The 23,183-nt window shown below is 57.4% G+C and carries 18 protein-coding genes and 1 pseudogene; 5 read left to right on the top strand and 14 right to left on the bottom strand.

Translation table 11 applies throughout. The annotated features are described in order from the left end of the window. Nucleotides 1-54 precede the first annotated feature (54 nt). The 4 genes from HGP31_RS07375 to rpoE all read right to left on the bottom strand — a co-directional run bounded on the left by HGP31_RS07375 (nucleotide 55) and on the right by rpoE (nucleotide 3,829). Nucleotides 55-1,482: a DegQ family serine endoprotease gene (locus HGP31_RS07375; RefSeq protein WP_020797801.1), complete on the bottom strand. Its 1,428-nt coding sequence runs from the start codon at nucleotides 1,480-1,482 to the stop codon at nucleotides 55-57. A gap of 178 nt (nucleotides 1,483-1,660) precedes the next feature. Then, nucleotides 1,661-2,620, bottom strand: coding sequence for a MucB/RseB C-terminal domain-containing protein (locus tag HGP31_RS07370; RefSeq protein WP_020797800.1), 960 nt, complete (start codon nucleotides 2,618-2,620; stop codon nucleotides 1,661-1,663). Between the two features lie 8 nt (nucleotides 2,621-2,628). After that, nucleotides 2,629-3,216, bottom strand: a complete 588-nt coding sequence (locus HGP31_RS07365) for a sigma-E factor negative regulatory protein (protein ID WP_033044142.1) — start codon at nucleotides 3,214-3,216, stop codon at nucleotides 2,629-2,631. 31 nt (nucleotides 3,217-3,247) lie between these two features. Then, nucleotides 3,248-3,829 carry an RNA polymerase sigma factor RpoE/AlgU gene (gene rpoE, locus HGP31_RS07360; protein WP_003172477.1) on the bottom strand — a complete coding sequence of 194 codons (582 nt, stop codon included), beginning with the start codon at nucleotides 3,827-3,829 and terminating at the stop codon, nucleotides 3,248-3,250. Between the two features lie 556 nt (nucleotides 3,830-4,385). Between rpoE and nadB the strand changes: the two genes are divergently transcribed. Further along, nucleotides 4,386-5,993, top strand: a complete 1,608-nt coding sequence (nadB, locus tag HGP31_RS07355; RefSeq protein WP_168757390.1) for an L-aspartate oxidase — start codon at nucleotides 4,386-4,388, stop codon at nucleotides 5,991-5,993. Nucleotides 5,994-6,331: 338 nt separating this feature from the next. Here nadB and HGP31_RS07350 read toward each other — a convergent pair whose 3' ends face one another. Then, entirely contained in the window at nucleotides 6,332-7,081 is a 750-nt protein-coding gene (locus HGP31_RS07350) for a hypothetical protein (protein WP_168757389.1), read from the bottom strand. A 646-nt stretch (nucleotides 7,082-7,727) separates the two neighbouring features. On the opposite strand from HGP31_RS07350, the gene HGP31_RS07345 reads away from it, so the two are divergent. Then, nucleotides 7,728-8,237, top strand: a complete 510-nt coding sequence (locus HGP31_RS07345; RefSeq protein WP_168757388.1) for a hypothetical protein — start codon at nucleotides 7,728-7,730, stop codon at nucleotides 8,235-8,237. A gap of 786 nt (nucleotides 8,238-9,023) precedes the next feature. Here the strand turns inward: HGP31_RS07345 and HGP31_RS07340 are convergent. Then, nucleotides 9,024-10,112, bottom strand: a complete 1,089-nt coding sequence (locus tag HGP31_RS07340) for a hypothetical protein (protein WP_168757387.1) — start codon at nucleotides 10,110-10,112, stop codon at nucleotides 9,024-9,026. Nucleotides 10,113-10,803: 691 nt separating this feature from the next. Continuing rightward, complete coding sequence (locus HGP31_RS07335; RefSeq protein ID WP_168757386.1) at nucleotides 10,804-12,237, bottom strand: tyrosine-type recombinase/integrase; 1,434 nt, start codon at nucleotides 12,235-12,237, stop codon at nucleotides 10,804-10,806. A 43-nt stretch (nucleotides 12,238-12,280) separates the two neighbouring features. Between HGP31_RS07335 and HGP31_RS07330 the strand changes: the two are divergent. Next, a pseudogene (locus HGP31_RS07330) lies at nucleotides 12,281-12,472 on the top strand (L-aspartate oxidase); the annotation flags it as partial. On the opposite strand, the gene HGP31_RS07325 reads toward HGP31_RS07330, so the two are convergent. Together HGP31_RS07325 and HGP31_RS07320 are read right to left on the bottom strand one after the other, a co-directional pair. Beyond that, nucleotides 12,441-12,893 (bottom strand): protein YgfX, encoded by a 453-nt coding sequence (locus HGP31_RS07325; RefSeq protein ID WP_042955419.1) that lies wholly within the window; start codon nucleotides 12,891-12,893, stop codon nucleotides 12,441-12,443. The pseudogene HGP31_RS07330 and the gene HGP31_RS07325 overlap by 32 nt on opposite strands. Further along, on the bottom strand, nucleotides 12,877-13,131 hold the full coding sequence (locus HGP31_RS07320; RefSeq protein WP_020797795.1) for an FAD assembly factor SdhE: 255 nt from the start codon (nucleotides 13,129-13,131) through the stop codon (nucleotides 12,877-12,879). The genes HGP31_RS07325 and HGP31_RS07320 overlap by 17 nt, the downstream gene beginning before the upstream one ends. Nucleotides 13,132-13,280: 149 nt before the next feature. On the opposite strand from HGP31_RS07320, the gene ygfZ reads away from it, so the two are divergent. Both ygfZ and HGP31_RS07310 read left to right on the top strand, forming a co-directional pair. Beyond that, the gene (ygfZ, locus tag HGP31_RS07315; protein ID WP_168757385.1) at nucleotides 13,281-14,222 is read left to right on the top strand and encodes a CAF17-like 4Fe-4S cluster assembly/insertion protein YgfZ; all 942 of its coding nucleotides are present in this window, start codon (nucleotides 13,281-13,283) and stop codon (nucleotides 14,220-14,222) included. Between the two features lie 35 nt (nucleotides 14,223-14,257). Next, nucleotides 14,258-15,079, top strand: a complete 822-nt coding sequence (locus HGP31_RS07310) for an HDOD domain-containing protein (protein ID WP_168757384.1) — start codon at nucleotides 14,258-14,260, stop codon at nucleotides 15,077-15,079. A 146-nt stretch (nucleotides 15,080-15,225) separates the two neighbouring features. Here the strand turns inward: HGP31_RS07310 and HGP31_RS07305 are convergent, their stop codons facing one another. From HGP31_RS07305 to HGP31_RS30375, 5 genes are all read right to left on the bottom strand, one after another. Further along, a complete protein-coding gene (locus HGP31_RS07305) occupies nucleotides 15,226-18,570 on the bottom strand; it encodes an ImcF-related family protein (protein WP_168757383.1) in 3,345 nt (1,114 codons plus the stop codon). After that, nucleotides 18,571-19,695: a hypothetical protein gene (locus tag HGP31_RS07300; protein WP_050511536.1), complete on the bottom strand. Its 1,125-nt coding sequence runs from the start codon at nucleotides 19,693-19,695 to the stop codon at nucleotides 18,571-18,573. 360 nt (nucleotides 19,696-20,055) lie between these two features. Further along, entirely contained in the window at nucleotides 20,056-20,574 is a 519-nt protein-coding gene (locus HGP31_RS07295; RefSeq protein ID WP_168757381.1) for a hypothetical protein, read from the bottom strand. Next, complete coding sequence (locus tag HGP31_RS07290) at nucleotides 20,571-22,658, bottom strand: pesticin C-terminus-like muramidase (RefSeq protein WP_205896194.1); 2,088 nt, start codon at nucleotides 22,656-22,658, stop codon at nucleotides 20,571-20,573. Before HGP31_RS07290 ends, HGP31_RS07295 begins: the two co-directional genes overlap by 4 nt. Beyond that, nucleotides 22,630-23,163, bottom strand: a complete 534-nt coding sequence (locus HGP31_RS30375) for a hypothetical protein (RefSeq protein ID WP_205896193.1) — start codon at nucleotides 23,161-23,163, stop codon at nucleotides 22,630-22,632. The genes HGP31_RS07290 and HGP31_RS30375 overlap by 29 nt, the downstream gene beginning before the upstream one ends. Between the last annotated feature and the right edge of the window lie 20 nt (nucleotides 23,164-23,183).

The raw sequence follows: 23,183 nt of genomic DNA, 5'->3' as shown, positions 1-23,183 counted from the left end.
CCCCAAAAAAAACCGCCTCTTTCGAGGCGGTTTTTCATTTAGCGAACCAGCTGTTTATTCAGCCAGCTTGAAGGTGATGAAGCTCGCACGGTTCTGGCGCAGTACGCGCATTGACACCGAGCGGTTCTTCGGCAACGCCTTGGCGATGTCCGTGAACTCCTTGGCCGAACCGATCGCCTGATTGTTCAGGTGAGTGATGATATCGCCGGGCTGCAGGCCGATCATCGACGCCGGGCCGTCCTGGACTTCCTTGATCACCACACCGCCCTTGAGGTCGTAGGTTTTCTTCTGTTCGTCCGTCAGCTCCGCCACGGAGACGCCCAGGCGGTTGCTGCTGCGCTCGATGCTCGACAGCGGCAGGTCGTCCAGCTCCTTACCTTCTTCCGGGATAGCGCCAACCGTCAGCTCGACATTCTTGCGCTTGCCTTCGCGAATCACTTCCAGATTAGCCTTGGAACCCGCCTTCAAGGCGCCAACCAGGTGCGGGAGATCGGCGGACATGATGATCGGCTGGCCATTCATGCTCAGGATCACATCGCCGACTTGCAGTCCACCCTTGGCAGCCGGGCCGTCATCCTGGATCTGCGCAACCAGCGCACCGGCCGGCTTGTCCAGGCCGAACGATTCGGCCAGGTCCTTGCTCACTTCCTGGATCACCACACCCAACCATCCACGACTGACCTTGCCACCGCTTTTGAGCTGGTTGGAAACGTCCATCGCCACGTCGATAGGGATCGCGAACGATACGCCCATGAAGCCGCCGGAACGGGTATAGATCTGAGAGTTGATGCCGACCACCTCACCGTTGAGGTTGAACAGCGGCCCACCCGAGTTACCCGGGTTGATTGCCACGTCGGTCTGGATGAACGGCACATAGTTTTCATTCGGCAGACTGCGGCCGACGGCACTGACGATGCCCTGGGTCACGGTGTGGTCGAAACCGAATGGCGAGCCGATGGCTACAACCCATTGCCCGGCTTTCAGATCCTGGGATTTGCCCAGCTTCAGGACCGGAAGATCCTTGCCTTCGACTTTTAGCAACGCCACATCGGATCGAGGATCGGTGCCGATGAGCTTGGCCTTCATTTCACTGCGGTCGGACAGACGCACGAGGATTTCGTCGGCATCGGCGATCACATGGTTATTGGTCAAGATGTAGCCGTCAGGCGAAATGATGAAACCTGAACCCAACGATTGCGCTTCGCGCTGACGATCGCCACGGGGGTACCGAGGCTGCGGCGGCATGCCACGCTCGAAAAACTCGCGCAGCATCGGCGGCAAGCCTTCGAGGTCAGGCATCTGCTGGTTCACTTTGCGGTCAGGCAGCTTTTGCGTGGTACTGATATTCACCACCGCAGGCGAAGCCTGTTCGACCAGTTGCGTGAAGTCAGGCAATTCGACCGCTTGAACGGCGACCGCCTGACCGAGCACCAGCACGGTGGCAAAAATGGAGAGGTAAGACTTCAAGCGTGGTATCGACATACGGCTCCCGTTACGACGAGCATGGTTAAGCGATATGGAGCAAGGAACACCGAGAAAGATACGCCGGTATTTTTGTTCCGGGAACAACAAACAAGGCCAGAGCCGAGGGGCTCTGACCTATAAAAAATATTGGAGGGATTTGCAAATTGAAATGCTCACGAAACATTTCGATTTCACGTCACTGCTGGGTTGCAGTAGCGTCGGTGCGCATGGATAACGCAATCCGTTCTGCAGTGCCTATGGGGATCTCGCCCACCACTGTCACAACCATCTCGCCTTGAGGCGTACTCAAACGCCGGGAAACGGCAACGGTTGGCCCCAGTTGAGTGCGTGTATCGGCAGCCCCGGACCCACTCAAAGGCTCAAGGAACACTGAAAACCGCGCCAGACCATCGTCATACATCAAGCTGCTGACCTGAGCCTTGGTCTCGGGATCCTTGCGGACCGTACTGCTGGTCAGCTCAAAACCAGGCGGCAACCAGTCCGAATGCCAGACCCGTGCCTCCTTGACCGCCGAAGCCTTGTCGCTAACGAGCTTCACCGCCTTGCAATCCGCGCCTGGCTGCAGGTCACTGTCGGTCGGGACCGCGACGGGATCGAGTCGAGTAAACTGGAAGCGCTCCAGCAGCCGTCCCTTGTCATCGAGCAACAATGACTTGAGAGGCAGGCCGGTTTGTTGATCAAGATGCAGTTCAAAACCGTAGCGGTGCTGGTCACGCGGCGTCAGCGAAACAATCACTGCCGGGCGACCGGCCACGCGCGACTTGCCGATGACAGCAAGGTCATACCAATTCTTGAGCTTCTGTGGATCGAGTGCACGAGCAGCGGAGCTGGAAGTATCTCCCAGCCCTGCCATCAGGTTGCCGCTGACGCATTGAGTCTTTCCATCAACGCGCACGACTTCCTGGGCGGACCCGTCGAGTTGGACCAAACGCTCGCGGACCTGGCCATCCTGGACACGGTGCCAGATATTGTGGGTAGAGAAACTACCGTTACGCTCGTAGACGAAAGTACCTTGAAAGCTTTGCTTCTGCTCGGCCTGGCCCAGACGGGTCAACCAGTCTTGAGCCTGATCGGCGTGGGCTGGAACAACGAACCAGCCACTGAGCAATAGCGTAAGTAGAGGTATGGCGCGCATGATCCTCCTTATCGGTTTTCCAGGCTTGCTGCACGAGCGTAAGGCAGAGCGCTCTCAGTACCTTTCAGTGCAGCCTGTTGAGCATGTTGGCGCAAGTAGCCTGGCAGACGCTGATCGTTCAAGCCTGGTTGACCTTGCAATACGCCATTGGCCATGGGGCCAGTGGCTTCCGAATTCTCATTGTAGCCTGCCAGAACAGCCGGGCCCTTGACTTGTGGAACAGCCAGGCCAGGTTGAGTGGATTGCTGCGCCAGTTCAACGCCAGCGATCTCGTCCTGATTGTACAGACGAACACCTGCCAGTACCGCCAGTGTCACCGAAGCGGCAACGGCCAGGCGACCCAGGCTGCGCCATGGACCACGAGTGGCTTTTGCCGGTACGGCTTCATCAGCCAATGCAGCAGAAACAGCCGCGGCAATATCCAGGCGTGGCAGCAGGAGATCCTTGTGCATCACCGCCCGAGCGATCTGATAACGAGCCCAGGTTTCACGGGTTTCAACATCGTCGCAGGCATTCAATACCCGACGCAATTCCAATTCGTCCGCTTCGTTATCCATCACTGCGGACAGCGATTCCTGCAGGGCTTCACGACTCATGGCGTTCCTCTCTTGGCTGTCGCCGCTGTCTTTAGTTTTCCTGCAACAACGGCTGCAGGGCTTTATCGATGGCCTCCCGGGCGCGGAAAATCCGGGAGCGCACGGTACCCACCGGACACTGCATGACACTCGCAATGTCCTCGTAACTCAGACCATCGAATTCGCGTAAAGTTAACGCCGTACGCAAATCTTCTGGCAGTTGCTGAATGGTTCGATGGACAGTGCCTTCGATCTCATCCCGCAGCAAAGCCCGTTCTGGCGACTCGAGATCCTTCAGGCCATGATCGCCATCGTAGAACTCTGCATCCTCGGAACTGACATCGCTATCCGGCGGCCGACGGCCGCGTGAAACCAGATAGTTCTTCGCCGTGTTGATGGCGATGCGGTAAAGCCACGTATAAAACGCGCTGTCTCCGCGAAAATTACCAAGTGCGCGATAGGCCTTGATAAAGGCTTCCTGCGCTACATCCTGGGCTTCATGGGTGTCGTGCACGAAACGCACGATCAACCCGAGAATTTTGTGCTGGTATTTCAGCACTAGCAGATCGAATGCGCGCTTGTCGCCGCGTTGAACGCGTTCGACCAGCTGCTGATCCTCTTCCTGGGTTAGCATGAACACTCCTCGATAAGCTCGGAGGAGGCTTGCATTACTAAACGACCGGGCTTGCAAACATAGACTCGGGCTTTTCGCAAAAGTTCTCCCCCTCCAGGCAAGTTTCCTGCGGGCTCTGATTCGGCACGCACGAAAAGCGCAGCGCGAGATTCCCCGGCTGCGCGAATAATCTTGTCATCGGCTTGACCGGCAAGGACCCAACCGCGATCCAGCGATGAAACCGACACTGTCCCTTGATTCAGGCAACCGACTATTGATCTTGGGCCTTTGGCAAAAGTTCAAATATTTATAGCTTGGCAGAACCGACATTGTGCAACCCTGGAGCGAAAAAGAGTGTTAAATCCACGATACAGTTCGCTTGTAGCCGAACCGGTGGAAAAAACATCCGACGAAGCGTCACCAGTTTACCGTCACAGTAGTTTCACAATGCCATATCGGCTCGGCTATTGTGCCGCTCCCCCCCTCTATATACTAGTGGGCTGTGCGGCTGCCGGGCATGCCTGTCAAGATGTCTGGCGCCTACCCCGACCCGGGTCGCTTTGAGCGGAATCCTGAAATGAGCCAACAGTTTCAACACGATGTCCTGGTAATTGGCAGCGGTGCTGCCGGCTTGAGCCTTGCGCTGACCTTGCCGGGTCATTTGCGCATCGCCGTATTGAGCAAAGGCGACCTCGCCAATGGCTCGACGTTCTGGGCCCAGGGAGGGGTCGCCGCCGTCCTGGATGACACCGACACCGTCGAGTCCCACGTCGATGACACCCTTAACGCCGGCGGCGGTTTGTGTCATGAAGACGCCGTGCGCTTCACCGTCGAGCACAGCAAAGAGGCCATTCAATGGCTGATCGACCAGGGCGTACCCTTCACCCGCGACGAACAGTCCGGCACTGAAGACGGTGGATTCGAGTTCCACCTGACCCGTGAAGGCGGTCATAGCCATCGCCGCATCATCCACGCAGCCGACGCCACCGGGGCGGCGATATTCCGAACGCTGCTCACCCAAGCCCAACAAAGGCCCAACATCGAGTTGCTGGAGCAACGGGTCGCGGTCGACCTGATTACCGAAAAGCGCCTGGGCCTGGAAGGTGATCGTTGCCTGGGAGCCTACGTGCTCAATCGCGGCACGGGGGAAGTCGACACCTACGGCGCCCGCTTCGTGATCCTTGCCACCGGCGGCGCAGCCAAGGTCTACCTTTATACCAGCAACCCCGATGGTGCCTGCGGTGATGGCATCGCCATGGCCTGGCGTTCGGGCTGCCGGGTGGCGAACCTGGAATTCAACCAGTTCCACCCTACCTGCCTGTATCACCCGCAAGCCAAGAGTTTCCTGATCACCGAAGCCTTGCGCGGAGAAGGTGCACACCTGAAGCTGCCCAATGGCGAACGCTTCATGCAGCGCTTCGACCCCCGAGCCGAACTGGCGCCGCGGGACATCGTCGCCCGGGCCATCGACCATGAGATGAAGCGACTGGGTATCGACTGCGTGTACCTGGACATCAGCCACAAGTCCGAAGCGTTCATCAAGTCGCACTTCCCGACGATGTACGAACGCTGCCTCGAATTTTCCATCGACATCACCAAACAGCCGATTCCGGTGGTTCCGGCGGCGCACTACACCTGTGGTGGCGTCATGGTCGATCAACACGGCCGCACCGATGTGCCAGGGCTGTACGCGATTGGCGAAACCAGCTTCACCGGCCTGCACGGTGCCAACCGCATGGCCAGCAACTCCTTGCTGGAGTGCTTCGTCTACGCCCGCTCGGCAGCGACTGACATCCTGGAACAGTTGCCGCAGGTGTCGGCTCCCGCTGCCCTGCCTGTCTGGGACGCGAGCCAGGTGACCGATTCCGATGAAGACGTGATCATTGCGCACAACTGGGATGAGTTGCGGCGATTCATGTGGGACTACGTCGGCATCGTGCGCACCAACAAGCGCCTGCAACGGGCCCAGCACCGCGTGCGCTTGCTGCTTGACGAAATCGATGAGTTCTACAGCAACTATAAAGTGAGCAGAGACCTGATTGAGTTGAGGAACCTTGCTCAGGTGGCCGAACTGATGATCCAGTCAGCGATGGAACGCAAGGAATCTCGGGGTCTGCACTACACGCTGGACTATCCAGAGATGCTGCCAGAGGCGAAGGATACGATCCTTACCCCGACCAGATGAGGCACGTTAGGAGCCCTGAGCGTAGCACGGCGAGGATCCGTTTTGTAACAGCTTTGGGCCATCTTTGTCCCGTCGCTGGGGTCCTTATTGCCTGCCCGTGAGGCGGCCTTATCGCGCACCTACGAGGGCCGCACGGGGGGAACCTGAACGGGTTTGTTCTATGAGATGGGGGCTCGGAAATTTTCTGTATTTCTCGTTAAGGTCCCTTGAGGTGCCCACACAGCCACCAGGCCAAATGGACCACCACGCAGACCAGATACGCAGCCTGTAAGGTGTCCATTGGACTCTCCTTGTGGGTGATGGTTAGCGGGAGAGCTCAACTTTTCGGGACTCTTGAATCAGTAGTCCGGCAAGGACGCCTTGAGGTTCTCCTTGAGTCGTACCTTGGTATCTCGCCGGGCTTTGTCCTTACCGGCTTTCACTTCAGCCACCCTAAGGTTGATCTTTTCCGTCTTGCTACGGAGCCAATCCAGACCGCTTGGCTTCACTCGCCAACCTTCACGGTTCCCAAAGTCCGATGAGACCTTCACAAAAGCGCCTGCCTCAAAGCTGGACTTCGGTGGTCGAGGTGAGCCCTCACGAGTTCCAAAGTTGTCCACCGGGTACACAAAGACGCCCACGGAGACCAGAGCCTCAAGGGCAAGGCGTGGTTGTTGGATACCAGCCACACGACAGGCTTCAGTCCATGTCAGACCAGCGCCTCGCGCTTTCAAGTCGAGGGTCGAAGCCTTGGGCATGTTGGCGTCTAAGAGGGCATCCTTAAGGCGAACCTCCCTGACAGCTCTGTTACGCATGGCGACGAAGGCATCTACGACCATCACATAAAAGTCCAATGAACAGGCCATGGCGTAGGCGATAGTTGCCCGTTCCGTCGCGTAGGTGCCCCCACTGTCACCATGAACGGTATGCAAATTTGCACATCGCTCGAAGTAATCACGATCACGACCACGCCATTGAGCAGGTGGCTTTGTCAGGTCAGGTAGAGCCTTGTTGATTTCCGTGAGACTCCACAGGCCCTCACCGTTTGGCTTGAAGGTGTGCCCCTCGATAACGATAGGCAGCAGTTCGGATTGAGTATTGGTAAACATAGGTCGTGTCTCCTTTTGATTGCTCCCTGAGTTCGCTCCCACAGGCCAGCACAGAGGCCCACGACAAGGGCTCTGGCGAATGGCTCAGGGAACAATCAGAAAGACTCTGTTTGGTTGATTGCCCAGCGACGGGCGAAAGGGTTGAAGCGAAGTTGGTGGTTTAGATCTGGACTGCGAAAAGCGTTGCCCCTCCCCACTGTGAGGTTTTGCGAAGTGAGCACCCCAGCCGATCCCACATCGGGTCGGCCTTACGGGGCTCTTTGCGATCAGCTCGGAGTGATGCGAGTAATCATCGGGAACGCCACAGCCTCGGCCTGGAGACCATCAGAAGTCCGCTTCACGCAGACTTTGCCTTTAGTCACGACGTCCACGAAAGTCATGATCTCAACGTCTCAGCACTGGTGGGCATCGTCGCGGGTCGCTTGGATCTTCCATGCGTCACCGTTGCGACCTTCGCGATAGCTCAGCGAGGCGGACACCTTTCACTGCCGCCGAGTAGAACGCACACGAAATCCCCAAAGCCTTCTCCCAGAGATTTTTGTGCGATTAGGTTTATTAGAGGCAATAGAGTCTGAGGGAACTGGGGCAGGCTACCCTGTTATTGGCTATGCCAGACTGAGTAAAATCTTATCGAACGAGGTCTCGAATGACTACTTCCCTTACCGTATATGAGGTCTTTACCAATTCATTACCCGTTATTATCGGCGGCGCATTGGCTATAGTGGGTGGTATATCAGGTCAAGTCGTCGTCCACTTCCTATCTTCACGACGCGAGAGAAATAAACTTTTAGTTGCCAAAGCTGAAGCCATTGTTAAAGCTCTTTATGCACACCCCCAGTGGCTTAGCGATAAGTACGAAGCACTGATCTTTCGTAACGAAGAACATGATGCGCCCTCACCTCTTATTGAAGCTCGCATGCTTCAGAGCCTATATTTTCCCGAGCTTACGGCAGAAGTCCTGGCCATTATGGTGGCCCAACAACCGCTGATTAAATTCATCTTTGACCAGCGAATTGCTCGAATGACAAGCCAAGAAAATTGGCTCAAAACCTTTGACAGAACCCCTTACGATGAAGCGTACAAAACTCACCTCTCAGCCCTGAGTAACGCAGTTCAGAAAAGCGTCACGCTGGCGAAGCGTCATCTTGAAGTCTGAAATTTACGATAGGGAGACCATCAAGTTTAAAGTGATAGCGCACAGACCCTCGTTTGAGGCAACGGAAAGAATGGGATTGTAATATTCGGTAGACCAATCCCTACCTAAAGAGCACTTTAGAAATCTTTTAGATAAGAGCAAAGATCTATTTAAAGAATAATAATTAGAGTTGCTCAATGAGCAGTCTTTAAGGATCTTTAAGTTAAGGCCCCCGTGACCATTGAGCAATACACGGTAGCCCCAATCCCGTGCAAGGCTTCCCAGCGATACCCTTGAGAGGCACCGATTTATGGTCAGCAATATCAATGATCGCTCCTTCCTACTGGAGCCAGACGCTGAGGTCTGCTTACCGGGGACGGTTGAGCGCTTGGCAGACCTCCCGTCAAAGGTGATCGCGCTGGTCGTCTCGGTCGTCTCGGTCGTCTCGGTCGTCTCGGTCGTCTCGGTCGCCCATGATGGTGGACGGTAGGGTGCCTTAGAGATTGCCTCTGTAGCCATAGTGAGGGTTTCTGGCCCAGAAGCGATAACACCTCAACCAGAGCCAGAGTGTATATCGCAATAGTGAGGGTAAATTCAATTCTGTAGATCAAGGCCCATAAGGGCCCCTCCTACACGCCTACCCGCTGAACTGCCTCTTCGCGTAGGTAGCGCCGCACGGACTACCTCAAGGGGCAGCCTCCGAGCTTCCGCGAAGCTGCTGAGGAGCTCGGCATAAGTCTAAGCAGCGTTCAACGAGCACTAAAGCAAGGGCGAACTGCGAGCTAACAAGCTCGCCCGAGCCTAAAATCAAACAGGTTGAACTGCTAACTTAGACTGGCCTAACAGCAGGCGATCTGTCGCAAGATAAGGTCTGAGCTTCCTTAGTCTCCTATAGTACGCCAGCAAAGCTCTCAGCTGATGTAATGGGCCAACCTGCAGCGCACTAAACTGCTCACGATAGTCTTGCCAGTGCATCAGTCTGAAAAAGAAATCTACCAACTCATTTAGTCGTTTGACGACCCCAGGGGTAAGATTTATGGTTTTGCCGTCAGTCTCGTCATCAAACCCGGAAATGTTGTTTTCCTTAAAATATCTGTAAGTGCTTGCATAAAACTCCTCCAGACCTTGAAATGCTACATCATCCGCAATCTGACGTGCCGCCACCTCAATGCGCTTTGCTAACTGGGGTAGCAAATCGAGCTTTATATGCCCTGGCGAGTTGTATCTCATCTCAGTTACCTGCGCTCGATGAATCGATGGTGTAACTTGATTGAGACCGGTGAAGAGATGAACGGCGCTGAAGCCGCCTGTCCAATTGTTCGCAAGGCGGTCCAGAGTAGCCCTGACGGCACTTCTATGCAGGTGCTCTAATCCATAATGGAAGGAGTAGAGTTGCTGATAAGTCCTTGGTATGGAGGCAATGTCATCAATGTACATGTCCCCATCAAGGCCAAGAGCATACTCCTCACACACTTCCTGGGCGAGCCGCTGGGCAGCCACGGTGGAGATCTCAGGGACTAAGTACGAGTCATCATCAGGTAAGTATTCCTCAAGGGCTTGCCAAGTGGTGCGAATAGGTGAGTTCCTCCGGTTCGGCGCAGACCCCGTATGGAATATGACTATCCACCTCGAAGCCTGAAAAACATCCCTGAGTGAAATTGTGCACTCTAAGTATTCCCGCAGGTTTGTTCTCGAGATGGGGATTACGCCCCACCGGTTTTTAGTAGGACTGCAGTCCAGCCAAACGTATAGCAGGTCTTCGTCAAACTCACCTTTATACAAACTCAGCAGTGGGCCGTCGAATTCGATGAGGTCGGCATTCCAAGAATGTTTGGAGAAGAATTTCGACTCTATCTTCGTCCCGTTAACTTTTGGGAGGCTCAAGGAATCGGACATGGGATAGGGCTCATACCTGCAATGTTTTCATGGACTGCGCTGGTTTTATACTGATGAAGATCAAAGTGACCTGATCTATCCGGTGCAGTACAAACTCCATCCGCCTGCGTGACGTATACATTCGCCACGTGATCCCCAAATAACTTGCGAATTTTCTTTATCTTCTTCTCTAAGCCCTTGAATGCCGCAAGGCTTTGCTCATGAGAGAGGTGTAGCGAAAGTGCCCACGAAGCGCAGGCTTTATGCGGGTCCTCGAGTAACCTTGTTGGGTTTCGTACCGCCGGTGGGTCAAAGCATTGACCTGTGAGTGGGTTAGCTACCCACCTCCAGGCAAGTACATCCCGAGGAACAGCGCCAGCGGGAGGGCACTGCACTCCCAGGCTCTGAAATTCGGACAGTTCAGTCATGAACCGGTAGGGTGCAGGCGACATAGAATCCCTTCTTTACATTCAGTCTTTGGGCCAAATAGTCGCAATAATGGCACAGAGACACCACCACCTGATAGATGCTGACGCATACAAAGTCATGCCACTGGTCTGGCCGGATCTTTTAAGCCAGCAGAACGAACCACTTGAACCGCCACGAACAACATCCCATGCTCAGCGTGGCCTACGAGGACATCCAGTTCGATGCCCATGAAATTGCGCTTTTCAAAGCAGGCTTACGTTTTTCAGGTAGACCCTTCATGCCATCAGAGTAAGGCGGTCTTCAACGCCTCAGCCATACGGCCAATCTCCACGGCACTACCAGCGCCATAGAGGTCGTAGCTGATCGACCCCGAAGCGTGCCCCAAGATCGACTCAGCGGTGCCCACAGGAATCTCAGCAGCCTTTAAAGCCCTGGCCAACGAGTGCCGCAACGAATGGAAAGTCTGGGTCCGGTCGGCTTTCAGGCTCAGGACATCCCGAAGGGTCCCATTGATAACCGCAGAGAATTGACCAGCTCCGAGCGTGAAAAGCCGGGAGTTAGCCTTCTCGACAAACTCAAGAAACGCCTGAAGGTCAAACCCATAGGCTCCATCGGTCAGCGGAATGACCCTCAGAGCGTTCTTGGTTTTGGCTGTCTTACCATCGTTCCTGTTGATGTCGATCACCCATACGCCAGCGACCTGCTTTACATCGGCCTTGGTCAACTGCCTGAGTTCCTCGATACGGGTCCCAGCGATGACCCCAAGGGACAATGCCCAGCGCTGCCATGCGTCCACTGGAAACGACTTAGCGTGAGCCATGAGGGCCTTGACCTGATCCTGAGAGAACGCCTTTCGGGAGCTTTCAGCGCCTTTGGTAGGCTTCAGGCCATCCGTGAGCGCCTTGGTGAGATAGTCGTTGTTCACGGCCCACTTCATCACCGTTGATAGCGTGGTCAGGATCTTCTTCACAGTACCTGCCACGCGGCCCTCAAAGAGATTGGCCTTGAGGTTCTTCATGTCCTCCCTCGTGTGGGTCCTCAGGTCCAAGTCACCCAGGATCTCAGCGATGGTCTTACAGGACGACTTCACGTCTCGTATGGTGTTGGCCCCCGCATATTCCTTATGCTCGTCCATGTACAGCGCAGAGAGGGCCTCGAAGGTTAAAGGCTCGGACGGTAATACAGATAGAGACGGAGAAAGGGGGACTGGCGTGCTACAAACTTCAGCCTTCAGACCCTCTACGATTTCGACCAGCTTGCTTGGCCTACCCTTCAGGCGCTCTTGAGACGCCTCAATGATCTCCAATGCCTTGCCCACTGCCCGTTGCTGGTTGACGCTTAATGGCAGCTTGGCGCTGGCCTCACGGAGAGCCTCATGGTGCTCATCGTTGATCATCTCGTAAGCCACCAGCGAGCTATCACCATGGGCCATTGTCAGGCAGGACACAGCGATGTCTAAGAGACGCTCACGGAGTTCGTCCCAAGTGACCTCAGGGTTGTCGAAGTGGTACGCCTTGAGGGTCTTGAGGATGTCGTGGGAGATGGTCATTGCGGTTGCCTTGTCGGTGGTCCTGAGCGATAGCGTGAAGAAGCCCTTAGCGGTCCCTTGAGGGCGAAGGCGAAGGTAATAGCGACCAGACCGGCGATAGTGGTACGGCTTGGCGAGGGCAGTTTGTAACAGGTTTGTCCCAGTTTGGGTGCGCTGGTTGGTGGTCATCGGCTGAAACCCCTGTATCCATTGGGTTTAGCCTCATCGCGTCGAGTTCTACAGCAACTACAAGGTCAGCCGGGACTTGATCGAGTTGCGCAACCTGGCCCAGGTGGCCGAGTTGATGATTCGCTCAGCGATGGAGCGCAAGGAGAGTCGCGGCCTGCATTACACCCTCGATTATCCGAAGATGCTGCCGGTTGCCCTGGACACTATCCTGGTGCCGTCCACCTACGCCGAGTGAACTTGAGCCGCACCCGCAGGCGTCGGTGCACATCCGCCGCCTGCGAATCCCGGGGCACGCAAACAGTCCTGGTGCGCCGCTCACCCCGCAGGCGAAAACGCAGCACCACCGCCAATGGCAATGCCAGGCTGTCCGGGCGCAATTGCACCGACTGCCATCCCCGCGCCTGATTCCATAACTGCCAGCCATCGCCATCGCGCCGCAAACCGCAAAATGCTTGCGGGCGCGTCAACAGGATCTGACGCGGCAATACCCAAAAACCATGCAGCAGGCAGCAAAAAACGCCGGGCAGAGTGGCCCAGAGTGGCATGGCGAGAAGAAACAGCGAACCCAACGCGAACAGCTGGGCCACAAGATACGCCGCCAGCAACTGCCGCGAGGCGTGCCAGCGGCATTCGAACCCGTTACTTGGGCTGGACACGGTCCAGGATCATGCGAACCATGCGCTGAAGCTCAGGATCTTCCGATTCGGCGCGTTCCATGAACCAGCCAAACATGTCCTGATCTTCGCATTCGAGCAGCCTGACGTAGCAGGCGCGATCAACATCGTTGAGGTGCGGATAAACCTCTTTCACAAATGGCACCAGCAGCACGTCAAGCTCAAGCATGCCGCGGCGGCTGTGCCAGTAGAGGCGATTCAGTTCAACATCTTCGACCATGGAGCGCTCCTCAAATAGGCCGCAAGTATACAGCGCCGCGCCTCATCGAACAGTCGGCTTTGGTCGGGCACGGACGATCCTTTGTGAACTACCCATTTCAAGGGCAGCCCCTTATCATGTCCGCCAGACTATTTACCCTGCGATGACCCATGGCCGATTCTGCTTTTTTCTGCACGCTGTCTCATGAAGGTGTCCTGGCGGTCCGCGGCGCGGACGCCGGCAAGTTCCTGCAAGGCCAACTGACCTGCAACCTCAATTACCTGAGCGACACCCGGGCCAGCCTTGGCGCACGTTGCACGCAGAAAGGCCGGATGCAGTCGAGCTTCCGCATCCTGCTTGAAGGTGACGGCGTACTCCTGGCGATGGCCAGCGGATTACTCGAACCGCAATTGGCGGACCTGAAAAAATACGCGGTGTTTTCCAAGTCCAAGTTGACCGATGAAAGCGCGGCCTGGGTTCGCTTCGGCGTCGAGCAAGGCGATGAGGCCTTGAAAAGCCTCGGCCTTGAACTGCCGGAAGACACCGACAGCGTCGTGCGTAATGACCGCTTGATCGCCATTCGCGTCTCGCCCGAACGCGCCGAGCTGTGGGTGGCGGCCGATCAAGCCGATGACATCAAGGGCAAACTGTCCGCCCAACTGAGCGAAGGGGAGCTCAATCAATGGCTTCTGGGCCAGGTTCGGGCCGGGATAGGCCAAGTGATGCCAAGCACCCGTGAGCTGTTCATTCCGCAGATGCTCAATCTGCAAGCCGTCGGCGGCGTGAGTTTCAAGAAAGGCTGCTATACCGGCCAGGAAATCGTCGCGCGCATGCAATACCTGGGCAAACTCAAGCGCCGCCTGTATCGCCTGCAACTGGTTGCCGACGAACTACCGGAGCCCGGCACCCAACTGTTTGCCCCCAGTCACGGCAGCTCGATCGGTGAAGTGGTGCTGGCCGCCAATGCTACCGGTCACATCGAACTGCTGGCCGTGTTGCAAGCGGAAGCAGCCGAAGGCGGCGACATTCATCTGGGCGCCCTCGACGGCCCGGCCCTGCACTTGCTCGACCTGCCGTACGAACTGGACCGCGATCGCGAAATCCAGCGTTAAGCGCAGTACTTTTTTGCAACACCTAGAGAAGCGTAATGAGTGAGCTGGCGGAAAAGGTCCAACAGAATTTGGTTGAGGCCATCGATAACGATGACCTGGTTCTGCCAACGTTACCGGAAGTGGCCATGCAGATTCGCAAGGCCGCCGAAGACCCGCAAATCAGTATCGGTAGCTTGAGCAAAGTGATTGGCCGCGATGCCGCGCTGTCGGCACGCCTGATCAAGGTGGTCAATAGCCCACTGCTGCGCGCGGCGCAGGAAGTCACCGATTTGCACACGGCAATCACCCGCCTGGGCATCAACTACAGCAGCAACCTGGCGATCGGCCTGGTCATGGAACAGATTTTCCATGCCCGCTCCGAGGTAGTGGAACAGAAAATGCGCGATGTCTGGCGCAAAAGCCTGGAAATCGCCGGCGTCAGCTACGCGCTGTGCCGCCACTACACCCAGCTCAAGCCCGACAAGGCGGCCCTTGGCGGGCTGGTGCACCAGATCGGTATCTTGCCGATCCTGACGTATGCCGAAGATCACTATGAACTGCTGTCCGATCCGGTCAGCCTCAATCATGTGATTGACCGCATACATCCATTGCTCGGCGACAAGCTGCTGCGCGTTTGGGAGTTTCCGGAACCACTGGTGCAGGTGCCGCAGCTTTACCTGGACTTCAAGCGACAGTCCGCGCAGATCGATTATGTCGACCTGGTTCAGGTGGCCAGCCTGTACTGCTTCAAAGACACCAAGCATCCGATCTCGCGAATCGACCCCTTCAGCGTACCGGCCTTCGTCAAGCTGGGAATCGATCCGGACGACAAGGCGATGTGCGCCGATCTGGAAGAAACGCGGTTGATGTTTTATTGATCGAACACCGCCCGCTCCTACAGGGTTCTCAAATAACCTTGTAGGAGCAAGCATGCTCCGGGCGGCGTTCCGACGATGGTCGTCAACGATAACGCTGGAAACCTGACACGCCCCCGCCCCCACAAACTATCGCCTACTCTGCAGAATCACAGCTGGGCCTTTTCACCCTTGCCCAAAAAAATCTGCGTCGGCAACTTAAAGCCACGCAACTTCAGCAACGCCATCGGCCCCGCCCCCAGTTCGGTGCGTAAATACCAGGTCAGGCCAATGCCATCGGGCGCCTTGAGCACCACGCGAAAACGGCTGTCGCCGTCGTCCAGCGGCGTGACCTGGGCTTGTTCCAGCAGGCGGATCAGGCCCCAGGTGCCCGCGTAGTCGCCGAACAGCCGTTCGTTGGCCTGCACGCTGGTCCAGGTCAGGCTCGCGCCGGGGTATTGGCTGCGACCGGGCCAGTTGAAGCGCTGCCAGCTTTCCTTCTGGTTGAAGTACTCGTGTTTTTCGCCATTGAGGGTGAAGGTGGTTTGCACCACGTCGCGCACCGGTTTGCCTTGCAGTTCGAAGCTCAGGCCCATGCCGCCGTCGGTAAACAGCACGTCGGCCAGGTGGCTGAGCTGGTTGATCGCCGTGAGAAACTGCGGATTGAAACGCAGGCCCTGGCTGTGCTGGGCGTCGGCCACCCAGCGGCTGCCCTCCTTGCGCAGCAAGCCGCCCAGTTCGCGCTGCAGGAATTGCTCAAGGCGCCCGGAGTCGGCGCGGATCATCTGCCCGAGCATCGGCAGCGAGGCGTCGCTGGCGGTGACCGCGAAGGGGTAGCGCCCGGTGAACGCTTCGTGCCATTCGCTGACGATCGCCCGTTGCCACTGGCGGTTGAGGCTGCTGGCCGAGGGCTGCAGGACCCGCTGCCAGGCCTGCTCCAGTGGCTGCACGAACAGGGTCTGGCCGATACCGCCCCACTCCGCCCCGAGGCTGGCGGCGAGCTGGCTGCCGTAGGCGCGGGTGTCGGTGAGGTCGATGCTTTTGCCCTGGAACACCGTCTGCGCCAGGGTCTGGGTCATGTCCTGCGGGTCGGCGGCGTGGTTCACCTGCTGCAGGGTCAGGCGGGTGCGCGTGACCTGGTTGAGGAAGGCTTGCAGGCTCAGGCGCTCGCTATCGCTCTGGCTTTCGGGGGGCTTGCCGAGCAGGGCCAGCAGCGGGCCGAAGGTGGCGTCCAAGGGGCCTTTGGGCCCCTGCTGCGCCTGCTCGATCAACGGCGCCGGCGCCTGGGCGATCAGCTTCTGCGCCGAGCTGATCAGCGAGTCGGCCAACGCCTGGCTGCGGGTGCCGGCCTGGCCCTGGTAGGCCAGGGTGTTCATCAGCGCGATCAGCGGCGACTGGCGCACGTCGCTCATCAGGGTCAGCTGGTCGATCACCTCGCCGAGGTTGTTGGCCGGCTGCCAGCGCAGGCGGTTGAGGAACTTCAGCCAGGCGCTGGCGTAGTCCTGGAAGTAGCGCCGGGTCAGGCGTTCGCGCAGCATGTCCGGGGTCAACTCGGCGGCGATGTCGCCCGGCCGGTCGCTGAGCACCCAGTCGATTTCCTCACGCCGCGCCTCGGCGACAGCTTCGATGGCCGGGCGCACCTGGCCCTCCCAGGCCTGGCGGGTAAACACGCCGGGCACGCTGGCCGGGCTGACGAACAACGCTCGCGCCTCGGTGTCGCCAACCATCTGCGCCAGATTTAACGCCGGGTAATGATTGGCCGAGGCGTCGAGCACCTGGCGGTACAGACTGGCTTCGGCATTGCGCTGACCCAACTGGCCGAGCAGCAGCTGGCGCACCTGGGCCACCAACTGCGGATCGGCCGGCATCCCCCACTGCGGATGCGCCGCCAACTGCTCGCCATAGAACTGCCAGAGCAGCGGCGACAAGCCGTGCCACAGCCCCGGCGAAACCCCGTCGGCGCTCGGTTCGAGCGAGCCCATCACTTTGACCAGAAAACTCGCATCGGCTTTTTCCGGCCGCGCCAGCATCAGGTAGGCCTTGAGCTGATCGTAGGCCTGGGGCGCGCGCTTGAGGCGTTCGGGACTGTCGGCGGGCAACTTGATCAGGGCAGTGAGTTGTTGTTGCAGGCTGGCCACGGCCGGGTCGCGCAACAGGCGCTGGTTGGCCTCGACGTAGGCGGGCCAGAGCAGTTGCAGGAGTTCTGTGTTCTTGTTCAGGCCGAAGCGCTGGTACCAGGGCGTGCCGTGGGTGGCGCGGTAATCCAGGCGGCCGAGTTCGCGGATCAGCTCGTTGAGGGCGAGGAATTGTTCGTCACGGGTGGATGAGTGTTGCAAGGTCGCCAGGGAGGTTTGCACCTGGGCGATGTGTACGCGGTTGCTGGCGAAGGACAGCAGCAGGCCGGCGCCCCATGCCAGAGTCAGGGCGAGCATCAGGGTTTGCGCGATGCGGGTCGCGGGCCAGCCGAGGCGACGCGGGCGCGATTTTTGATCGCCGAGCACGCCGTGCCACACCGGCGCTACCGACCAGAAATGATCGCGGTCATGGGGATCCGCCGCCACCGCCGGTAATGGCAGACTGAACCACAGCCCGTGCAACGGCACGCCCCCGGCAAACTCACCGAGCAACGGTGCCAGCGCCTGCCGCCAGCGGGGAATGCCCTCGACTTGCAAATCACGGGACAGGCGCAGCAAAAAGTCATGCGGTATCTGTCCGCGCATCTGCTCCAGACCCTCCTGACGCAAGGGCTCGAGCAATTGATTCAGGCGGCTCTCCAACTCCACCGCGGTGAAGTCGGCGGGCAACGCGCAACCCACCGCCTGCGTCTGCCGCATGGACTGGTCCCATTTAGTGTCGCAGACCTGCCACACGTGCAGCGGCAACTGCCAATGCAGCGTCCGCGCCAGATCGCGCAGGCGCCGCACGCTGTCGCCCAGCGTTGCGGCGTCGGTGGATTGTTGCTTGTTCAAGGCCCAGACCACGCCATCGAGAGCACGCCAGCGACTCAAACCCTGCCATTGGTTGAACAGTAATGGCGCCTGCACGCGGCCACCATAGAGCAGCACGGTGTCCTGCCCATGCAGGAACTGTCGGGTGGTCAGTCCGGGGGCGATGGCTTCGATCTGCTCGGGTTCGCCGACGACCAGGAGCAGGCGGACTTTGAAGCGCCAGAAGGGGCCGTAGTATTTATTAAGATACACCTGAGCCACGCTAACTTGATGGGTGCTCGGGGCTTTCGGACTCTCCGAACGCGTTCGCTTGAGCACATCATCCGCAGCCTCTGCGCGATGCACCGAGTATCCCAGACGGCACCACAAAAGGCGGTAGGCTCCCAGGCCTATCAGCGCGATAAAAGTGAGCGCTGGTATCGCCAACAACCAAGTGTTTTGTCGGTCACTGCCAGAACCCATTCCTAGCCACTGAGGAAAATACCAGACCATGAACTCAAGGATCACTCCGGTCAGGACTAACAGGCCGACCAGTACACTCGGCCCCAGAGAGCGTTGAATCTGCATTCAAGATTCCTTCGTCGAAAGCGGTAGGACGGGCGTCAGCACAGTGCTCCAGAGCCCCGCGTCGGCGACGCTGTCACCACTGAAAATGAACTGCGGCCCAGCGCCGCGCTGAATGGTCTGCGTCGCGACTGCGATTGCCAGCCATGGTGAGGCGGTGCCTGGGTGTCCCAACGATGCGTCCAGGTCGATCAATCCCTGGGGGTACTTTACCGGCATCGGCACTTCAGTCAGAACGGTGCTTATTGTCGCATTGCGTTGCCCATCAACTCCCGCCCGCCACGCGTGCTCGATCGACTTGGCATCCATTGGCACCCAATCCAGCGCTTGGCGAGTGGCATACAGCAGTGCATCAGGAGTGTGTGCCCGCCCCTGTTCAGGGCGGTGAAGGTAGGCCATTGGCGGTAAAGTGGTTTGTGTCAAACGGTTGCCCAGTAGTAGCCCAACGGCCGCTTCTGCCTTGCCTTCTGGTTGTAGCGGTGCAAACTGCAATGCCACCACTAGCAGTAGCGCCTGATCATCAATGCGCTGGTCGAGCCACTGATCCACTGCAGACAACCCTTGCCCTTCGACGGGCACCACTGACTGTCGGATGCCGGACGCGTTCCACGCCGTGTGCCATGCTGGACGCCACTGACTTTGCGGCAGACCGCTCTCGACCTCCAGCAACAGTGCCAACGGCTTTTCATCCGGCAGCTGTGCCAGCGTTTGCGCCAGCTCGACCAGAACCTGACTGAAGATATTGAGCAGCACTTTTTCCAGGTCTTCATGCTTTTCACCAGATAAGCGGCTATGACGCACAACGATTTCATCCAGCCGGGTCGGTTGCGCCGTCAGTACCTCCGTCCCGCTCAGCAAGGCATCGAGTTGTGTGGCCCCCTCTTCACCCGGATTTCGCAGGGCAGTGAACAGGTTCGCGCTTAACACCTGCTGAGAACGCCGACCTCGACGCATTTTTCGGCAAAAATCCTCATCGCGGGCTTCGTCCCAGCCATCGGACGCGCCTTGTTGACCGAAGTACAACAGCAGCCGCCCGAACAGCAGCACACACCAAACGAAGAGCGGTACACCCAAAGCACGCTGCCAGCTATCAATGGATTGCGCATTCAGCGGTTCACTGGCGAACAATAAAGTTTCCCCCATGCCCAACAGTAAAAGCAGAGGTAGTAAACATACCCAGAACCAAATACGAGGTGGTGCGGGGCGTGGGGCCGGAGAAGGGATTTGATCCAATCGGACAGGCATGATCAATTTTCTCCCTCTAATAAAGAGGTAAAAAAATCTAATGCGCTATCTGACGAGCAGAAAACAATAGAAACCAGGTTCAATCGCTGCCTTTTATTCCTCACAATAGTCATCCCTATTGAATTTAATCGAGTCTTGCGACGCCCACACTTCAAGAATATGACCCACAGAATAACGAACTCTCACCCAATCATCTTCGCTCTGTATTTCCAGCATTAAATGAGTACATCCACCCCAAAATATTCAGTTAGGCGACATACATTTCAAAACTGAATTTGTTCTTTTTGAAATATCAAACTTTAAACCATCAATATCCGCATGGGCCCCACACAACCCTAGACCTAGCGCCGTAGAATCCATTCCTTTCGACGAAATCTCCAAAAAATTTTCAGTACGCTTTAGAAAAACACTTCCAAACTTAGTCTGATGAACGAGCATCCCATCGACTGCATCCATCTGTAAGGAGAAAAAACACACATGTTGATTCGCTTGCGTACTGTGAAGCCTGACTAAATAACCTGATCCTTCTGGCTTTATTTCGAGACAGTCATTAAATCGTTCAGAACAACCACTTCCATTACCGGGTGATGTGCACAGCTCACTTTTCTTCAAATAGCGACCAGACCATTCACCAGAGGAGTCAAACAAACTCTCAACACCAACACCATTCGGGTCTTCGTTGCTGTGCAATTCCTCCGCCCAAGAACAGAAACCAAAAAGCACCAAAAACATCGATGTGATAGTAGAAAAATAAAATCTCATTCTTTAGCCCTCAGATAACGTGCCCTGTGTCGGCCTTGCTCATACTGTATGAGCTCTTGAGTTTCCTGAATGTAAGTAGCTAGATCTTCGCGATTATTTTTAGAGATGTGGGGCATTTGCCTATTCCAAATGCTGCCCTGCTGATAAGTAAAGTCCACCGCCACATCTCTGACTCGGCGATCCAATTGCTCCCATGTCGCTGCAGACGACAATACAGCTGAGTTATATTGGCGTTGAGCTGCAATTTCATATCGTGGATACACTACATCTTCGAATAGAATTCGCTGCGCTTCCTGTGTTATCGCACCGAACTGTTCTCTATTTGCATTTACGAAATCACGAGCATTTTGACCAGATAGGCCAGCTCCTCGAGAGAAGTTTTCTGCAAGAACAGCTTGAACTCCTGCAGCAATTAAATCTGAAAGCACTGCATTTTGTGTTCTATGCCGCATGTCGTAACCGCGCCCCAATGTCACGCCCGAAGCGCCTCCCGGCCAGTGCAACCGCCTGCTGAAATAGGGGCTGTTCTGTATGTCGTTTCCTTCGGCGTCGAAAGTTACTTGACCTTGGCGTACTATCAAATCGCTCTTCGGCCGGACTACATAAAAACTCCCCACCAACCCAATCGGATGAACGTGATAAGCCTTCCCCCACGACGGCAACCCCACTTTCTCCGCCACCTCTTCCCACCAACTGAGTTCCTTGATCCGCTGCTTCTCCGCCAACCAGTTCAAGTGCGGGGTCGAGCCGCTATGCCCGAGCATTTCATCCAGCGCATCCCAGACATGTGCACGGTGGAACCATTCGCTTTCCTTGCGGATGATCATTTGCGCGATCGCTTGTGCCTGCGCCGGCAGCCTGAGCGCCTTTTGCAGTTCTTCGGACTTCATCTGGCCGAGGCGGTTAGGGTCGATGATGTCGAACAAGCGGCTCCTGATCGGTCCCTGGTCCTCGTCGTCGGCCAAGTGGCGGTAGCGTTCCAGTTGCGCTTCGCTAAAACGACGCATGTTGCTGAGGAATAAAGCCATGGCGTGGATGGGCCGGCCGTAGTCGTGCAAGACCTCGTAGCCATCCCAGTCCCAGGGACTGATCCACGGCGTGTCGCCCACGTCTTCGCGCACCCAGCCGTTGAGCAACTTGCCGTCAGCGTCGTGCAGCAGGCCTTCGAGGCGGTACCAGTTGATCGCCTTTCGGTCGAGGGTAGCAGGCACGGAAATCTTGTCGTCGGCTGACAGGGCCTCAAGCAGGCTTTTCGGGATCAACAGGCCCGCGTCGCTCACCGGGTCGGTCTCGCTCGGCACCGGCCAGCGCGTGGCGCTCGCGCCGTCGCGATGCGTCATTACGGCGGTGCCCTTGGCCAGTTTCAGCCAGGTTCGCTCGCGCGCCGGCAGGCGTTGGGCCCAAGCCCGACTGGCCACGATGAAGACGTCCATGTCTTGTTCGCTGAACGTTTCCAGGTGCAGCTTTTTTTCCGGTCGTTCCGCCCCTTCGCTGTGATAATCGCCGAGGTGGCCGATAAGCGCGCCGGCCTGGATTGCGACGGGGGTATCGAGGACCACGATCCGGTCCGTCGCCAGCGGTTCCAGTACGCTTTGCAGCCCCGCGAACTGTACGTACTGCGGGACCCGTTCCAGTTTGCGAAATTCGCCTTCACCGCTGACGGTGACAATGGTGCCTTTGGGCAACTTGCTGATGTGCTCGTAGTGCAGACTCCCTTCGGGGCGCACTTTGAGTTCGTCTCCATTGGTTTCGATGCGATGTTCGCCACCCACCTGCGACTGCAGATATCGGGAGGCGAGGTAACCGCGCAGCGAACCGTCGTCGTTGCTCAGGCTGGCCGGGCCCAGGCGGTTTTTCAGGCGGCGGTAATCGCCCTGGCCGCTGATGTCCACCTCGGCGCCGTGGGGCAGGAAGTCGGCGACCTTGCCGGACCGGGGGCGGTAGTAAACGTGCAGGCCGCGTTGTTCGGGATCGTCGGGATGCGGATCGTTCGCCGTCGCCTTGACCCGGTGCACTTCGGGCCAGAATCCCGGGCGCGCCAGATTCGAATCCTCGTCATACTTCTCCCAATCCTGCAGGTGCATGTACAGGCTGTAGAAGATCAGGCTCGGTGGCTTGTCCGTGCTGTTGTGGATCGTCGGCGGCTGCAGGCGATGGCGGACCAGTACAAAGTTGCGCGAGAAGGGTTTGTTGGCGGTGATCTTGTGGTCGTAGTAGGTCGTCTTCGGGTGATTCCCGATCGATGCGGTAAGCCACCACTTCGCCGTCGGCCAGGCAGTGCACGCTGGATTGCTGCTTCAGGCCCGCTGCGGTGCCACTGTCGAAATGCACGCCACCGTGCCACAGGCCATTGACACCCAAGGGGTAGTATCCCGAGGTGGCGTTTGCCAGAAGGGTCAGTTGCTGCAACGGGTCCCGCGTGTCCTTGAACGGGTGGCACCAGTTTTTCAGCGGCTGCAAGTCGTCGGTTTTCGAGGCCGCCGTTGGGGTGATGGGCTGGGTGTCGCGCGTTGGCCAGACCGGGGGCATGGTGCTGGGGGTGCTTGAGTCGTAGTGGCGTCCAAAAATCCAGTCGAGCAGCTTTGCCATGGTGTGTCGCTCCAGGTTTG

The sequence above is a fragment of the Pseudomonas umsongensis genome (assembly GCF_012647205.1).
GTDB lineage: Bacteria > Pseudomonadota > Gammaproteobacteria > Pseudomonadales > Pseudomonadaceae > Aquipseudomonas > Aquipseudomonas umsongensis.
This window is presented reverse-complemented; position numbering and strand designations above follow the sequence as displayed.